The organism is Deinococcus psychrotolerans (assembly GCF_003860465.1).
Taxonomy (GTDB): Bacteria; Deinococcota; Deinococci; order Deinococcales; family Deinococcaceae; genus Deinococcus; species Deinococcus psychrotolerans.
In genome coordinates this window covers 2,358,060-2,372,309 of the sequence record NZ_CP034183.1, presented here as the reverse complement: position 1 = coordinate 2,372,309, position 14,250 = coordinate 2,358,060, and the positions used below count along the sequence as shown (strand labels likewise).

Below are 14,250 nucleotides of genomic sequence, written 5' to 3'. Positions count from 1 at the left end.
ATAAACTACGCTACCGATTGTGAGACAAGTTAGAACAAGTGGCTTCAGGAACGAGCGGCTTCAGTCCCGATTACTTCCAACCCAGCGCTTGAAAGGCGACCAGCAACCCCAAGCCCACCACCAGCGTCCACAAAACGCTTTTGGTTTTCCAGGCCACCCCGCCCGCGACGACGCCGGCCACCATGCGGGCGCTGAGCAAGTTGAATTCGCCGCCGTGAACGAACAGTTCCGGCACCACCAGGGCCGACAGCACCGCCGCCGGAACGAGGCCCAACGCTGAGGCAAGGCGCTCCGGCAGCGGTCGGCCCCGCAGCAGCAAGAGCGCCGAGGAACGCAGCAAAAACCCGATCAGGCCGACTCCGAAAATGATGATCCAGATGGTCACGCCTGCACGTCTTTGTTGACTGACTTGGCCCTGAGGTTTTGGACATACAACCCCACCGCAATGCCGCAGGCCGCACCCACCATCAAGTTCAGGCGGTAGGGCAAGCCGTGGGCCGCCACCGCCACCGCGCCCGACACCAGCGCGGCCAGCAGTTGCGGACGGGTTTTGAGCACCGGCACCAGCAGGGCAATGAAGCTGAGCGGCACGGCGAAGTCCAGCGGCCAAGCGGCGGGAATGCCCGCGCCCAGCAGCGCCCCGGCCACGGTGCCGAGTTGCCAGGTCAGCCACATCACTGCCGACGCGCCCGCGTAATACTGCACCGGGTTGAGTTCATCGGCGGGCCGCGCGGCCATCACTGCAAAGTTCTGATCGGTCAGAACGTAGGCGAGCGGCCAGCGCCACAGCTTTGAAGCGCGGCTGAGCACCGGCAACATGGCGGCCGAATAAATGGCGAAGCGCAAATTGACCACCAGAGCACTCAGCAAAATCAAAATGGTAGGGGTGCCGCTCTTAAACATCTGCGAGGCGATCAGTTGCGCCGACCCCGCGAAGCCGATAACCGAGAAGAAAATCGACTGCACTGGCGAAAAGCCGGCTTGCACGGCGGCCACCCCCGTCACCAAGCTGAACGGCAAGATGCCCGGCACCAGCGGCAAGAATGCCCGGAGCCCACGCCAAAAGGAGGGTGAGAGGGAAAAGGAAGCGGCAGACGGTTTCACACCCGCTAGCCTGCCGGTTTTGGAGCGTGAAGTCCAGAAACACCCGCCGCTTCTGAGCCATTTGGCTTAGTTGGCCCTGACCTGAGCTTGATAGCTTAAGGAAATGCGCCGACCCCAAGCTGCCCTGATTTTTATTTTGATTACCGCCCTAGTCGACATCATGGGCATCGGGCTGATTATTCCGGTGTTGCCGCTGCTGGTCAAAGAATTGTCGGGCTCTGCGGCGGCGGGGGCGCGGTATATCGGCATTTTTACTGCTGTCTACGCCGTGATGCAGTTTATCTTTGCGCCGATTTTGGGGGTGCTGTCTGACCGGTATGGCCGCCGTCCGGTGCTGCTGCTGAGCCTGCTGGGTATGGGGCTGGATTACCTGCTGCTGGCCTTCGCGCCGACGCTGTGGTGGCTGTTTGTGGGCCGCGTCCTGGCGGGCATCACCGGAGCCAGCCTGACGGTCGCCAACGCTTACATTGCCGACGTCTCGGCTCCCGAAGACCGCGCCAAGAATTTCGGCAAGCTGGGCGCGACCTTTGGCGTCGGCTTTATCTTGGGGCCGGCGCTGGGCGGCCTACTGGGCGATTACGGCCTGCGCGTGCCATTCATGTTCGCGGCGGGGCTGGCCCTGCTCAACATGTTTTACGGCTACTTCGTCTTGCCGGAATCGCTGCCGCCTGCTTCACGCGGCGCGAGGCTGAGCCGCAAAAATCTCAACCCCTTCACGCCTCTGGCCGCGCTGGCTCAGTACCCGGTGATTCTCAATATGGCCGCCGCTTTAGTCGTGCTGGGCATGGCCGGGCAAGTCATCTTTTCGACTTGGGTGCTGTACACCGAGGGCGTGCTGGGCTGGACACCGCTGCAAAACGGCGTGGCGCTGGCGGCGTTTGGCTTGATGACCGCCATCGTGCAGGGCGGTCTGATCAGCGTTTCGGTGCGTTGGCTGGGCGAGCGGCGGGCCATTTTGCTGGGCCTGGCGATGGGAACACTGGAAATGCTGGTGCTGGCGTTTGCCAAAACCTCGCTGCTGCTGTATGTCTCGCTGATCTTCGGCGCACTCGGCGGGCTGGCTGGCCCCACCTTGCAGGGCATCATCAGCCGCCAGGTCAGCGAATCCGAACAGGGCAAAGTGCAGGGCGCACTCACCGCCGTCAACAGTTTGGTGGGCGTGGTGGGGCCGCTGCTCGCCACCTGGGTCTTTGCTTACTTCAACGGCGGCGGCTCGGGGGTGCGCTTTCCGGGAGCGGCGTTTATGATGGGCGCGGTCTTTTCGGTGATCGGACTGGGGCTGGCGTGGGCGGCGCTGCGTAAACTGCCGCCCGCTGCCGGGCCTACGGTGATCGAAGCCATTGAAGTCAAAACCGTCTGAACGGCGCTGGCCCCGCCGCTCATCCGCGTGCCCTACACTCAGCCCCGATGAACCGCGTGTGGCGCGAAGCCATTTTACCGCTGCTGGTGCTGTGGCTGATCTCCACTTTCGGCCTGACGATTGCCCGCGTAGACGGCAGCAGCATGAACCCCACCTTGCAGACAGGTCAGGCCATGCTGCTGCTCAAGTCTCCGCGCTGGGGCTACGCTTGGCACCTGACCGGCCTCCCCTACCGGCGCGGCGATATCGTCATTTTCAAAGCCCCGCCGGACAGCGAGTACGCCTGGGAGACGCTGAGTATTTTGGGCGTCTGGGAAGTTCGTCACCGTTCCTACAACATCAAGCGGGTGGTGGGGGTGCCAGGCGACACGGTAGAAATCAGGGGCGGGCAACTGCGGGTCAACGGGCAAAAAGTAGCTGAAACTTATGTGAGCGGAGGAGCGGCCCAAGACGAAGCGCCCAGCCGAGTGCCGCTGGGAGCGGTGTACGTGCTGGGCGACAACCGTCAACTCGCTGAAAGTGTGGACTCGCGTTTTTACGGGCCGGTCAGCGTGAAAGATGTGGCGGGCACGGCAAACATCTGTTTGTGGCCGCCGGGCCGGGTGGGCGGGCGATAAGCGGTCAGCCTACTTGAGCGCTTCAGCTTGAGCCACCCGAACTGGCCGCCGCCGCGTCGTTTTGCTCATCTTCCAGCGCTTTGTAGGCGCAGGCCGCCGCCAGTGCCGCGAGGCCGAGCGGTACGCTGCCGATCTGGAGATTGACATCCTTGCCGTCGATGTGGCCGCCGATACGTCCGGTCAGGTGTTGGCCGTCGAGCGTCAGATTCAAGTCTTTGCCACTCAATTTTCCCGAGAAGCGGCCCTGCACGCGGTTGCCGCTGATGTCCAGGCGCACGTCGTCGCCATCAATGCGACCGCCGAGGCGCACCTGAACGTGCGTATCGCTCACCTCGCCGTCGGCATCGAAGCCCCCGAAATGGCCGCCGATTCTGCCGTTGACCTGATCACCGCTGAGGCGCACATCGATGTCTTTGCCGTTGAAGGTGCCGCCGATGCGTCCGTGAAGGCGCTCGCCCTGCCATTTGGCGTGAATGTCGTAGCCCGCCGTGATGCCGCCGATGCGTCCGTCTAAATCTGCCATACGGGGAGTATAAACCGGCCCCACTCAGCTCGAATTATTCTGGTCATCGACGAAGGCTTTATAGGCGGCAACAGCAGCCAACGCTGCGAGGCCCAGCGGCACACTGCCGATGTTCACATTGACGTCTTTGCCAATAAACCCGGCCCCGATCCGGCCCTGAAGCTGCTGTCCGTGCAGGGTCAGCTCAACGTCTTTGCCGCTTTTTTCCCAATAAAAACGGCCAGAGGCCCTGTGACCGCTGATCTTCAGCCGCAAGTCGTCACTGCTCTGACGCCCACTCAATCTCACCTCAACATGGGTGGCACCGACTTCGCCTACCGCATCAAAGCCGATCACCTCGCCGCCGACACGCCCGCTGACCCGGTTGCCACTCAGGGTCAGCAAAAAATCCTTACCAATGATCCCGCCACCGATCCTTCCAGACAGCCGTTCGCCGTCCCAATCGGCGTGAAGGTCGTAGCCTCCCAGAGCGCCGCCGATGCGTCCGTCAAGGTCTGCCATAGCGGAAGTCTACCGCAGTGCGTCCAGCCCAGAACAAAAAAAGCTCCGGCAACTCGCACTGCCGGAGCTTTCAGATCAGTTCGCCTACAGAAATGAAATCAGCGCTTTGGTAAATTCCTCGGTGCCTGCCGTGCCGCCCAGATCGCGGGTGCGAGGGCCTTCTTGCAAGATTTTGTTGACAGCGTTATCGAGGCGCGTGGCAATTTCGGTTTCGCCCAAGTGCTGGAGCATCAGCACGGCGGCCAGCACGGTGGCGGTGGGGTTGGCCACGCCCTGCCCAGCGATGTCGGGGGCCGAGCCGTGAACCGATTCGAAGATGCCGAACTTGTCGCCGATGTTGCCGCTGGCGGCGATGCCCAAGCCGCCCACCAGACCTGCCGCGAGGTCGGAGAGGATGTCACCGAACATGTTGGTCATCACCAGCACGTCAAACTGGGCGGGGTTGCGGACAAGCTGCATGGCGGCGTTGTCCACGATCATGGTGCTGGTGCTGAGGTCGTCCATGCCTTTGACTTCATCCAAGATGGTGTTCAGGAACAGGCCCTGCGTGACCGGCAGCACGTTGGCCTTGTGTACCACCATGAGTTTCTTGCGCCGCTGCATGGCGAGGTTGGCAGCGAATTTGCCAATGGCGAGGCTGGCGTCTTTGGTGATCACGGTGTCGGCAATGGCGGTGTCGCCGTAGCGGCGTTCCTGCTCGACATACAGGCCCTGGGTGTTCTCGCGGACGATCACCAAGTCCACGTTGTCATACGACCCCGGCACCGGGCGGGTTTTGGTGGGGCGCACATTGGCGTACAGGCCGTACTTCTGGCGCAGGTGGCGAATTGCGCCCTTGAAGCCGTCCGGCTTATCGGTGGGGCTGGTGGCCGCGCCAAACAAAGTCGCGTGGGTGTTTTCCACCGCGTCGTAGGTGGCCTGCGGGGTGGACGTGCCGTGATCGAGAAAGTATTCGTAGCCTGCTTCGGCGTCGATGTACTCGGCGTCAAAGCCAGCGGCGTCCAGCACGCGGCGGGCTGCCGGAATCACTTCGTGTCCTATGCCGTCGCCTTCAATCAGTGCAATGCGGTATTTAGCCATAATGGATACAGTTTAGGGGATGGGGGCAAGGGCGCAGGCTCGCGGGGTGTTTCTGGGTGAGGGTACAGAGCTTACAATGCCCCATGAATCTGCAAAGTCTGGGCGCAGCCGGAACCGTCACCGGAAGCTGTCATCTGCTCACGCTCGGCGGCCAGCGGCTGCTCGTCGACTGCGGCCTGTTTCAGGGCGACGAGCACTTGGAGGCCCGCAACCGCGAAGCCTTTCCCTTTGAGGCGGGCGACCTCTCGGCGGTGCTGCTGACCCACGCCCACCTCGATCACGTCGGGCGGCTGCCGCTGCTGATTCGGCGCGGCTACAAAGGCCCGATCTACTGCACCCCGCCGACCCTCAAGCTGGCCGAAACCGTGCTGCTCGACAGCGCCCGCTTGCAGGTGGAAGGCTACAAGCAAGACGTTCAGCGGGCACGCCGGATGAACCGCGAGGCGGACGTGCCGCAACCCCTCTATGACGAGGAAGACGTTCACCGAACCGTCGCGCTGATGCGCCCCCTGCTGGAATTCGGCCAGACCCTCACGGTGGGGCAAGTCAAGGTGCGGGCCGAGCGGGCCGGACACATCCTCGGCAGCGCTTACCTGATTCTCGACTCGTCAGAAGGCCGGGTGATCTGCTCCGGCGACCTCGGCAACCGCGAAAGCGGCCTCCAGCAAGACTTCACGCCGCCGCCGGAAGCCGACGCGGTGCTGATCGAAACCACCTACGCCAACCGCACCCACCGCCCCTTGGCCGAGACGCTGGCCGAGTTCAGAGACGTGCTCAATCAGAGCGTACGGCTCGGCGGCAAAATCCTGATTCCGAGTTTTGCCATCGAGCGGGCGCAGGCGATCTTGTATTACCTCAAAACCCTGATGGACGCCGGAGACGTGCCGCGTGTGCCGATCTTTCTCGACTCCCCGATGGCGGCGCGGGCCACCCACGAATACTTCGAATTCGGCGACGAACTCATTCCCAAAGTCCGCGAAGCCCTCCGGAGCGGCCAAGACCCATTCAAGCCTTCCACCCTGCACGTCGTGACCAGCAGCGCCGAGTCGCAGCGCATCAACCGCTATGACGGCGCGGCCATCATCATCGCGGGCAACGGCATGATGTCCGGCGGGCGCATCCAGCACCACCTCAAGCACCAGCTCTGGAAGCCCAGCACCAGCCTCGTCATTGTCAGCTATCAGTCGCCCAGCAGCCTCGGCGGGCGCATCGTGGCGGGCGCAGACCACGTGCATCTGCTCGGTGAAGACGTGGCTGTCAAGGCGCACGTCCACACCATCGGCGGCTTCTCGGCCCACGCCGACCAGGACGACCTCCTAAGTTGGCTGGACACCACCGGCCAGGCCCACATCTGGCTGGTTCACGGCGAAGCGCAGGTGATGGACGAATTTCTGCCGATTCTGGCCGAGCGTGGCCGAGTTGCCGACCGGGTACCGAGGCGCGGCGCAGTTAACTTGGAGCAGACCCATTTCGCCGGAGGCAAACCGCCGGGCGAAGTGGACGAGGTGAGCAGAGGGGTGGGCCAAGCCGAGTAAGGCTGGCCGAATAAGACCAATCCTCTAACGTTTAGGGGGCAATACTGTATGGAATCCTTACACTATGTGGATTTCACGGCGTAAACATGCTGAACGGACACCAAATAATATGAAACACATTTTGAAGGAAATCCCTGAACCAATAAGAAAGTTTTTACGCGATTGGAACAATGAAATCAGCGATGACCTAATAGATCTAAATGCACCAATATTCGATGGCCGCCCTGTATTGCACCAGATAGCCCTATTAACACCATCCGATAAATATCTTGAACCGTCGCAGCGTGAAGGTCATAACGCTCCATGGATTTATAGGAAGACAGCCGACTTTTCCAGCGAATTAATTGAACTAGGGGCAAGTGTGAATGCCTTAGATAAAGACGGGAAAACCGCAATATGGTGGGCAACGCTCGGAGACAATACTGCATTGATAAGACTTCTTCTTGAGAAAGGTGCGATCACCATGTATGTTGACAATATTGGTCGTGAATTTAGAAAAAACGCATTATACTTACAAGAAGCAAACTTGCTGTCAAAATATGCGTTCGACTTAATAATCTCTAATGAGATATAAATTTTGTAGCGTCTGAATTCAATTGGTCTTATATTCCGTGTAACTGCTTAGCGCGAGAACCGTCCTTGCGCTAAGCAGTTACACCAATCCTTCAGCTTTATCTCAGGTTTGGATGCCGGGGGTTTGTTAGGCTCTGGAGCATGACGAATCCCACTGAACTCCAGATCGACAAGTACCACGAAGGCAACGGCGCACCCGCCAAGAAGGGCCAGATGGTCAAGGTGCATTACACCGGCACGCTGGAAAACGGCACCAAGTTCGACAGCAGCCGCGATAGGGGCGAGCCGATTGAGTTTCAGCTCGGCGTGGGCCAGGTCATTCAGGGCTGGGATGACGGCATCTCACAGATGAATGTCGGCGACAAGGCCAAGCTGACCATTCCGCCCAGCCTCGGCTACGGCGCACGCGGCGCAGGTGGAGTCATTCCGCCCAACGCCACCCTGATCTTTGACGTGGAACTGGTGGACGCCCGCTAAATTGCTGCCCAAACACAACGCCGCCGAACCTTATCCAAGCGTTCGGCGGTGTTTTCTTATGATTTAACGCTCGGTGATCTACATGTCGCTTGAGGCGTCGTCAGGAGACACCGGATAATCACGCGGGATTTCGGGGTCTGCTGGCGGCGTCCAGCCTTCCGGCATCTCGGCGTCGGTCAGGTTGCCCTCGCCGCCCGCGTCACTCTCAAAGCCCAGATCGGGGTTGCCCGGTGAGTCCTGAATCACGCCCCGGTTTTGGTTGGGGGTCTTGGTGGCACTCTCCGAATCGGTGCCGCGTGTTTCGGGAGCGCGGTCAAACTGCTCATCACTGGTGTGTCCGGTCATGGCTGTATTGCAGCACGCCGCAGAGAAAGTGGGGTGTGCGGACGCTAAAGGCCGAGTCAACCCAGAGACCGTATCAACTCAGAGTTGGAGCTGCGCCGCCGCCGCCTTGAGTTTATAGCGGGCCATTGCCAGATTGGCCTGCTCTTTGCGCAGCACCACATACAAAAACAAAGTGGTTCCCGGCAAGATATACAGCAGGTGGTACTGCTGTTCCAGAGTCACCATCATGTCTTCGATCTGGCCCTCAATGCCGAGCAGTTCCATCGAGCGCTTTTGTGCCCTGACCACTTCGGTGGTTCCGGCTCCGGCCAGTTCCAAGTCGATGCCGCTGCCGACCATGTCCAGCGCCATGCCGCTGCTGTAATCCACCAAGGCCGCCGCCACCGCACCGTCAATCGATAAAATATCGCCCACCAGGATGTCGCGGCTGTTGGGTTTGCCGAGCAACTTCTTCTCAATTTCCTTGCTCGGCACTGAAATAGAACTGGGCACGGAAGTCTGAATAATATAAAGGCCCATTTCGTCTTCATCGATCTCTTCAGAAACGGCAATGGCGTCGTCGAATTCAAATTCAGGAGGATCGTCAAAGGCGTCTTCGCTGAAGATATCCAGATTACTGGTTGCCTCTGCATCTGGCTCATTGTTCTGTTCTGGCGGGGCGGGAGCCATCGCTTCTTCGTCTTTTTTAACCATCGCGTCCATCAGCAAAGAAGACAGCGGCAAAGTCGGTTGGTTGTTGTGGTTGTGATAGGAGCGCTCCACCGCAATTGAAATGTTGTCCCACATCATGATTTCAATAGCGGCTTGTTTGTTGCTGAGTTCTTGGCGGTGAACATAAGCGCTGACAAACTTGCCCTTGTACAAATGGATGCGGCCCCACTTCTCCGCCGCAGAAACATGAATCGAAACGCTTTTGGCTTCCCACTCCATCATCTGCAAAAAGCTGGAGAGCATCAGGCCGCGCAGGGTGCCGTTGACCAGGCCGACCATTTCTTTTTCGATGGCTTTGCTGACGCTCAAAGCGCTCTCGGGCGCGATGATCGGCAAGCTGCCAAAGCGCTCGAAGACCGCTTGAAAGTCGGCTTCGGGCCGATCAGACAGCAGCAAAAAGAAGGTGCGCGGCCAATTGCGCTTGGCATGTTCGAGCAAGCTCTCGACGCTGCCCTCAAGCAAAGCGGGATCAAGCACCACCAAATCCGGCGGGAAGCTCTCGTAAGCGCTCATCACGGCGGCCACACTGCCCGTCGTTTCGATGCGCCACTTGACCGACTCACGGCTGTACCGCCGTAAATCTTTTTCGAGCTGCGGCGCTTGCTGGGTCAGCAGCAGCAGGAATTTTTTGGTTTCTACACGGGCAAGGATAACTTCACCTCCTTTGGCGGGGCCGCCGACACTGAGTTGGGGGGAAATGAAGTCGCGGCCTTGAAGCACAGCAGCCCTCACTTCTTGAGATTGGATTGTAGAGCAGTGGCAAGCGGCAAAAGGGAAATTTGCCAGAGTGAAGGCAGTTTTAGAAAACGCGGCTGGGAATAAGCGGCAGCAGGTTTCCCAGCGCGTGAGCAAGGTCTGAGATTCAGTATAAAAAAAACGCCTTACATGGCAATGACAAGCCCGACACGCAAAATGACTTTTGTTCAGCTGACAAACAGCACTGCCTTTCAGCAAAAACGCTTGATGAATAAGGACGCTCGATCACCCACCAGCCGCTCGACTGACCGCTGACTGGATTTAAGCTTATGGGAAGGGCACCTGACAATCTTAAGCTTTTGTAAAGGCAGGAGGCGTTTAGGTTCTGGCCTGGTTAGATTTTGATTTGACTGGGTTTTGATTGAGCTGTGCTCTGGTTTAGCTGGGTTTTGGTTTGATGATGCCGTCCTCTTCCCACTCGGCGCTGTCTTCTTCCGCAAAGTCGTCGCCCAGTTCCGGCCCCGGCAGAGTCAGGGTAAAGGCCGCGCCGCCCTGCGGATGGTTGCCGCCGCTCAGCTCGCCGCCGTGCGCCTGGGCAATCTGGCGCGAGACGCTGAGGCCCAGCCCACTGCTGCCCGCGCCGCTGACGAACGGATCGAAAATGCTCTCGCCCAGCTCGGCAGGAAGGCCGGGGCCAGAGTCGCGCACCGTAAAGCGCACCTGCTGCGGCGTTTCGCTGAGGTGGATCTCTACCCAGCCTGCCGCTCCCGCCGCCCGCCGCGCATTGGCCAGCAGGTTGCGCAGCGCCTGAGTCAGCCGGTCTGGGTCACACAGCACCATGCCGCGTTGCCAGTCGCCGCTGAAGGTCGTGCCCGCCACCAAGCGGTCTAAGCGCCCCTGTAAAGTGCCAGCCGGAATAAAATGCCAAACCAATTTCATTTCGAGCTGACCGCGTGCCAGTTGCATCAAATCTTGGGTGGTGAAGGTCAGTTCGTCGGCCACCAGCGCGGCGCGGGCCACGTCGGCGTCTCCGGTGCGCTGGGTGGCCTGACCCAGAGAAGCCCGCAGCACGGTCAGCGGAGCGCCGAGTTCGTGGACGATCTGGCCCAGAAGCTGCTTTTCGCGGCCCTGCTGCATTTCGATGCGGGCCAGGAGACGGTTGATGGCGGTCAGCAGGCGGTAGACCTCGTCTTGCTGCTGCGGGAGCGGAAGCGGCATGACCGTTTGGGCCGGATCGATGCGGTCAGCCAGTTGAGCGGCGCGGCCCAATCCGCCCAGAGCGCGGCGGCCCACCAACCAACCGAGCAGCAGCATCAAAGCCGGCGCGGTCAAAACAGCTATCCACAGCAGCCGCCAGGCACTTTGGCGGGCCTGAACCAGCGCGTCCTCGGGCAGGCCGACCCAGATAAAGCTTTTGCCGTCGCCGTAGCCTCTCAGTTCACGGGTGGCGGTGCGAACCAGCAAATCTTGAATCAGCACCTCTGTTTTGCCCCCGAAGGGAAACGGCGAGTTTTCGTAAACCTTGACACCCGCGTTGGCATACGTCACTTTGCCACCGCTGTCCACGATCATGGCGTAGCCGCCGCTGGGCGTGGCGGGTTTGCCCAGCCCGCTACTACCGCTGCCAAAAGCCTCAGCGAGTCGGTCAGCGCGTTCGTCGAGGCGGGCCTGAAACTGCGCATCGAGGTCGCTGAGCAGCTTGGCGGTAATCAGCGCACTGACCAGACCCACCACCAGCAGCGCCAGCAGGGTATACAGCAGCGCCAGCCGGAAGCGAAGGGTGTGCAAAAAACGCAATCGGGCCGAGTCGGTCACGCGCCAAGTCTAGGGGGAAACGGTGAGACGCGCTTCACGGCGGGCCAGTCAGCGGTAACGGGCTATCCTTTCCACCAACAAATTGAAAAAGCCGTCAGCGTTGACCTTGAGGGCCACATCTGCGTTCGGCGGCTGGCCGGTCACGCGCCACACGTCACACACCGTCCGGCCCGCGCTGAGGCCATCAGAAATGTCAATGTCTACCCGCATGGCCTGAACCTCAAACAAATCGGGCGCAATCAAATACGCCGCCGTCATCGGGTCGTGGAGTGCTCCGCCGTCCCAGCCGTAGCGCTCACGGTGGTGCTCGGCAAAAAATTCCAGCAACACGGCGGTAAACTCGCCCACTTTGCTGCCGAGCTGCCGAAAAGCCGCCACCCGAGCCGGGTTGGCAATCGCCTGATGGGTGGCGTTGAGGCCGAACATGGTCAGCTTGAGACCCGTTTCAGCGGCGCACTCAAAGACGATTCGGGCAGCGTGCGGGTCACACAGGGCATTGAACTCGGCGCTGGGCGTCCAGTTGCCGGTGTCCAAGCTGCCGCCCATCCAGACGACTTCACGGATCAGCGGCGCGATATCGGGCGCGAGGCGCAGGGCCAGCGCCAGATTGGTGAGGGGGCCAGTCGGCAGCAAGGTGACTTGGTGGGGCCGCTGGCGAACCGAATGGATGATGAACTCAGCGGCGTGCAGCGCTTCGGCTCCCCGCTTGGGCGTGGGGAAATCGGGGCCGTCCAGCCCGCTTGCGCCGTGAACCGACTCGGCACTCAGGCGCGGGACGACCAGCGGGCGGTCAGCGCCAGCATAAATCGGGAAATCTGCGCCCGAAGTCTGATTGATAAGTTCGCGCACGATTAGGGCATTCTGGGTGGTGCGCTCCAGGCCCACGTTACCGTAGGTCGTGGTGACGCCCAGCACCTCCAGCTCGGGGCTTGAGCAGGCCAGCAAAATGTTGATGGCGTCGTCGTGGCCGGGGTCGCCGTCGAGAATGACCGGGCGGGGAGCAGCAGGGGGCGGCATCATGCCAAATGATGGCACAGCGCCGCCCAGCTCCCGTTATGTCCGGCTCCCGTTATGTCCGGCTCCCGTTATTTCACCTGCGGCAGCAGCTTATTGGTAAACAAGCTGGCGAAATCGAGCCGCTTCACCGCTTTGCCCTCCGGCGTCCGGATCGCGCCCGCCTTCAGCAAAAAGGCCGGATATTCCGTCCACATCTTCAAAGTCTGCTGGCCCCAAGGCTGGCCAGACTGGGCATACGCCTGATGGCTGGAAAGCCAGGCCGTCCCCTCGGTCAGTACCTTCGGATCGGGGAAAGTGCCCTTGGGAACGGCTCCCAGCATCAGCGCGGCGGCTTCGGCAGGGTAGCGCTCGGCGTAGGCGTAGCCGCGTGCAGTGGCCGCCAGAAAGGCCCGCAACTTGGGCGTATTGGCCGACAGCCGCGCCGGGTCAGCCACCAGAACCGGCGTGTAGTAATCCGGCACGCCGTAGGCGGTCAGCGAAAACGTCCGCAGCGGCGTGCCGGCCAGCCGCGCTTCCACGCCTTCTGTGCCTTCAAAAATCCACATGAAATCGGCCCGCTTGGACAGCAGGGCAGGCAGGCCACCCGCGCTCAGCACCGGGCTTTTGAACTGGCCCTGCCCGCCGTCGTTGCGAATCAGGCGCTGAATGATCGGAGTTTCGTAGGGCGCACCGAAGGCCGCGTAAATCTTGCCGTCGAGCTGCTTGGGCCGCACCACCGCCGAACTCTTGAGCACCGCGAAGGCGGCGGTATTTTTGGCCAGAATGGCCGCGATACTGATCACCGGACTTTGCGAGGCGGCTGAAGCGGTCACGCTTTCCGCGCCGGAAATGCCCACGTCGGCGCGGCCCGCTGTGACCAGCACTTCCGGCGAGGTGGAGGCGTAGGGCAAAACGGTGAGCTGCACGCCCGCCGCTTTGTACCAGCCCTGCTGCTGCGCCACGTAAATGCCGATGTGATTGACGTTGGGCGTCCAATCGAGCGCCAGCGTCACCGGCAAGAGGGGCGGTGTGGTTTGGGCCTTGGCCGTTTGGGCTTGACCGAGTGACAGGCTCAGGCCGAGGGCCAGCGCCAACGTGTTGCGAATCAGGGTCATGGTGTGTTCCTTTTTGAGCTTCGGAAATTTGAGCTTCAGGATTGGTCGGACAGTGGCGGACGGCCCCGCAGGGCGGCGCGTTCCAGCAGCGAGACGAGGCCCACCAGCAGCACGCTGAACAGGGCGGTCAGGGCGATGGCGGCAAACACCAGCGCAGTGGCGCGGGCGTTGGCACTGGTCTGAATCAGGATGCCCAGCCCGGCATAGCCGCCGACGTACTCGCCCACGATGGCGGCGGTCACAGCGTAGCTGGCCGACAGGCGCAGGCCCGCAAAAAAAGCAGGCAGGGCCGCCGGGAAACGCAGCAAAGCGTCACGCTGTGAGGCCGAAGCGCCGTAGCTGCGAAACAGGTCTTCGAGCTGCGGGTTGGGCTGCATCAGGCCGCCGAGCGTAGACACTGTGATGGGAAAGAAGCAGAACAGCGTGACCATCACCAGCTTGGGCAGCAGCCCGAAGCCCAGCCAGACCAGCAGCAGCGGCGCGAGCGCGATCAACGGGATGGTCTGCGAAACCACCAGCCAGGGCAGCAGGGTGCGGCGCAGCCCGGCGGAGCGCCGCAGCGTCAGCGCACAGCCCAGCCCCAGAATCAGCGCCAGCAGCAGGCCCAGCAGGGTTTCGGCCAGCGTTTGCAGGGTGTGCATCGCCAAGATGTCGGCATTGAGCCGCAGCGCCGCCCAGACCTGACTCGGCGCGGGCAGCAAGTTGGGCGCGACCCAGCCCAGCCGCGAGGCGGCTTCAATCAGCGCGGCGGCGGCCAGGCCCAGACCCATGGCGGGCAGCAGCCCAGTCCACTTCACAGGGA

General features: G+C 61.3%; 16 protein-coding genes. 5 read left to right on the top strand and 11 right to left on the bottom strand.

Annotated features, from left to right (window positions below):
* Nucleotides 1-70: 70 nt before the first annotated feature.
* Together EHF33_RS11700 and EHF33_RS11695 are read right to left on the bottom strand one after the other, a co-directional pair.
* Nucleotides 71-385: an AzlD domain-containing protein gene (locus EHF33_RS11700; RefSeq protein ID WP_124871660.1), complete on the bottom strand. Its 315-nt coding sequence runs from the start codon at nucleotides 383-385 to the stop codon at nucleotides 71-73.
* The gene (locus EHF33_RS11695; protein WP_124871657.1) at nucleotides 382-1,104 is read right to left on the bottom strand and encodes an AzlC family ABC transporter permease; all 723 of its coding nucleotides are present in this window, start codon (nucleotides 1,102-1,104) and stop codon (nucleotides 382-384) included. Before EHF33_RS11695 ends, EHF33_RS11700 begins: the two co-directional genes overlap by 4 nt.
* Before the next feature lie 103 nt (nucleotides 1,105-1,207).
* Here EHF33_RS11695 and EHF33_RS11690 point away from each other — a divergent pair, with 103 nt between their 5' ends.
* A complete protein-coding gene (locus EHF33_RS11690; protein ID WP_124871655.1) occupies nucleotides 1,208-2,464 on the top strand; it encodes a TCR/Tet family MFS transporter in 1,257 nt (418 codons plus the stop codon).
* Nucleotides 2,465-2,511: 47 nt separating this feature from the next.
* A complete protein-coding gene (lepB, locus tag EHF33_RS11685) occupies nucleotides 2,512-3,081 on the top strand; it encodes a signal peptidase I (protein WP_124871653.1) in 570 nt (189 codons plus the stop codon).
* Nucleotides 3,082-3,103: 22 nt separating this feature from the next.
* Here the strand turns inward: lepB and EHF33_RS11680 are convergent, their stop codons facing one another.
* From EHF33_RS11680 to EHF33_RS11670, 3 genes are all read right to left on the bottom strand, one after another.
* On the bottom strand, nucleotides 3,104-3,604 hold the full coding sequence (locus EHF33_RS11680; protein ID WP_124871650.1) for a hypothetical protein: 501 nt from the start codon (nucleotides 3,602-3,604) through the stop codon (nucleotides 3,104-3,106).
* Nucleotides 3,605-3,628: 24 nt separating this feature from the next.
* On the bottom strand, nucleotides 3,629-4,105 hold the full coding sequence (locus tag EHF33_RS11675) for a hypothetical protein (protein ID WP_124871647.1): 477 nt from the start codon (nucleotides 4,103-4,105) through the stop codon (nucleotides 3,629-3,631).
* An 84-nt stretch (nucleotides 4,106-4,189) separates the two neighbouring features.
* Nucleotides 4,190-5,185 carry an isocitrate/isopropylmalate dehydrogenase family protein gene (locus tag EHF33_RS11670; RefSeq protein ID WP_124871645.1) on the bottom strand — a complete coding sequence of 332 codons (996 nt, stop codon included), beginning with the start codon at nucleotides 5,183-5,185 and terminating at the stop codon, nucleotides 4,190-4,192.
* 83 nt (nucleotides 5,186-5,268) lie between these two features.
* Here EHF33_RS11670 and EHF33_RS11665 point away from each other — a divergent pair, with 83 nt between their 5' ends.
* From EHF33_RS11665 to EHF33_RS11655, 3 genes are all read left to right on the top strand, one after another.
* On the top strand, nucleotides 5,269-6,720 hold the full coding sequence (locus tag EHF33_RS11665) for an MBL fold metallo-hydrolase RNA specificity domain-containing protein (RefSeq protein ID WP_124871642.1): 1,452 nt from the start codon (nucleotides 5,269-5,271) through the stop codon (nucleotides 6,718-6,720).
* 64 nt (nucleotides 6,721-6,784) lie between these two features.
* Nucleotides 6,785-7,294: an ankyrin repeat domain-containing protein gene (locus tag EHF33_RS11660; protein ID WP_124871639.1), complete on the top strand. Its 510-nt coding sequence runs from the start codon at nucleotides 6,785-6,787 to the stop codon at nucleotides 7,292-7,294.
* A 140-nt stretch (nucleotides 7,295-7,434) separates the two neighbouring features.
* Entirely contained in the window at nucleotides 7,435-7,770 is a 336-nt protein-coding gene (locus EHF33_RS11655) for an FKBP-type peptidyl-prolyl cis-trans isomerase (RefSeq protein ID WP_124871635.1), read from the top strand.
* A 78-nt stretch (nucleotides 7,771-7,848) separates the two neighbouring features.
* Here EHF33_RS11655 and EHF33_RS11650 read toward each other — a convergent pair whose 3' ends face one another.
* The 6 genes from EHF33_RS11650 to EHF33_RS11625 form a co-directional block, all read right to left on the bottom strand.
* Nucleotides 7,849-8,115, bottom strand: a complete 267-nt coding sequence (locus EHF33_RS11650; protein ID WP_124871632.1) for a hypothetical protein — start codon at nucleotides 8,113-8,115, stop codon at nucleotides 7,849-7,851.
* Between the two features lie 78 nt (nucleotides 8,116-8,193).
* Entirely contained in the window at nucleotides 8,194-9,546 is a 1,353-nt protein-coding gene (locus tag EHF33_RS11645) for a DUF4388 domain-containing protein (protein WP_124871628.1), read from the bottom strand.
* A 414-nt stretch (nucleotides 9,547-9,960) separates the two neighbouring features.
* Nucleotides 9,961-11,337 carry a sensor histidine kinase gene (locus tag EHF33_RS11640; RefSeq protein ID WP_124871625.1) on the bottom strand — a complete coding sequence of 459 codons (1,377 nt, stop codon included), beginning with the start codon at nucleotides 11,335-11,337 and terminating at the stop codon, nucleotides 9,961-9,963.
* A gap of 48 nt (nucleotides 11,338-11,385) precedes the next feature.
* Nucleotides 11,386-12,357, bottom strand: coding sequence for a nucleoside hydrolase (locus EHF33_RS11635; RefSeq protein ID WP_124871622.1), 972 nt, complete (start codon nucleotides 12,355-12,357; stop codon nucleotides 11,386-11,388).
* 65 nt (nucleotides 12,358-12,422) lie between these two features.
* Entirely contained in the window at nucleotides 12,423-13,448 is a 1,026-nt protein-coding gene (locus tag EHF33_RS11630) for an ABC transporter substrate-binding protein (RefSeq protein ID WP_124871618.1), read from the bottom strand.
* Nucleotides 13,449-13,483: 35 nt separating this feature from the next.
* Complete coding sequence (locus EHF33_RS11625; RefSeq protein WP_124871615.1) at nucleotides 13,484-14,245, bottom strand: ABC transporter permease; 762 nt, start codon at nucleotides 14,243-14,245, stop codon at nucleotides 13,484-13,486.
* Nucleotides 14,246-14,250: the final 5 nt, after the last annotated feature.

Excerpts from the sequence above, each read along its gene's own strand:
- EHF33_RS11690 (WP_124871655.1), top strand. The coding sequence starts at position 1,208 with ATGCGCCGACCCCAAGCTGCCCTGATTTTTATTTTGATTACCGCCCTA.
- lepB (WP_124871653.1), top strand. The coding sequence starts at position 2,512 with ATGAACCGCGTGTGGCGCGAAGCCATTTTACCGCTGCTGGTGCTGTGG.
- EHF33_RS11680 (WP_124871650.1), bottom strand. The coding sequence starts at position 3,604 with ATGGCAGATTTAGACGGACGCATCGGCGGCATCACGGCGGGCTACGAC.
- EHF33_RS11675 (WP_124871647.1), bottom strand. The coding sequence starts at position 4,105 with ATGGCAGACCTTGACGGACGCATCGGCGGCGCTCTGGGAGGCTACGAC.
- EHF33_RS11670 (WP_124871645.1), bottom strand. The coding sequence starts at position 5,185 with ATGGCTAAATACCGCATTGCACTGATTGAAGGCGACGGCATAGGACAC.
- EHF33_RS11665 (WP_124871642.1), top strand. The coding sequence starts at position 5,269 with ATGAATCTGCAAAGTCTGGGCGCAGCCGGAACCGTCACCGGAAGCTGT.
- EHF33_RS11660 (WP_124871639.1), top strand. The coding sequence starts at position 6,785 with ATGTGGATTTCACGGCGTAAACATGCTGAACGGACACCAAATAATATG.
- EHF33_RS11655 (WP_124871635.1), top strand. The coding sequence starts at position 7,435 with ATGACGAATCCCACTGAACTCCAGATCGACAAGTACCACGAAGGCAAC.
- EHF33_RS11650 (WP_124871632.1), bottom strand. The coding sequence starts at position 8,115 with ATGACCGGACACACCAGTGATGAGCAGTTTGACCGCGCTCCCGAAACA.
- EHF33_RS11635 (WP_124871622.1), bottom strand. The coding sequence starts at position 12,357 with ATGATGCCGCCCCCTGCTGCTCCCCGCCCGGTCATTCTCGACGGCGAC.
- EHF33_RS11630 (WP_124871618.1), bottom strand. The coding sequence starts at position 13,448 with ATGACCCTGATTCGCAACACGTTGGCGCTGGCCCTCGGCCTGAGCCTG.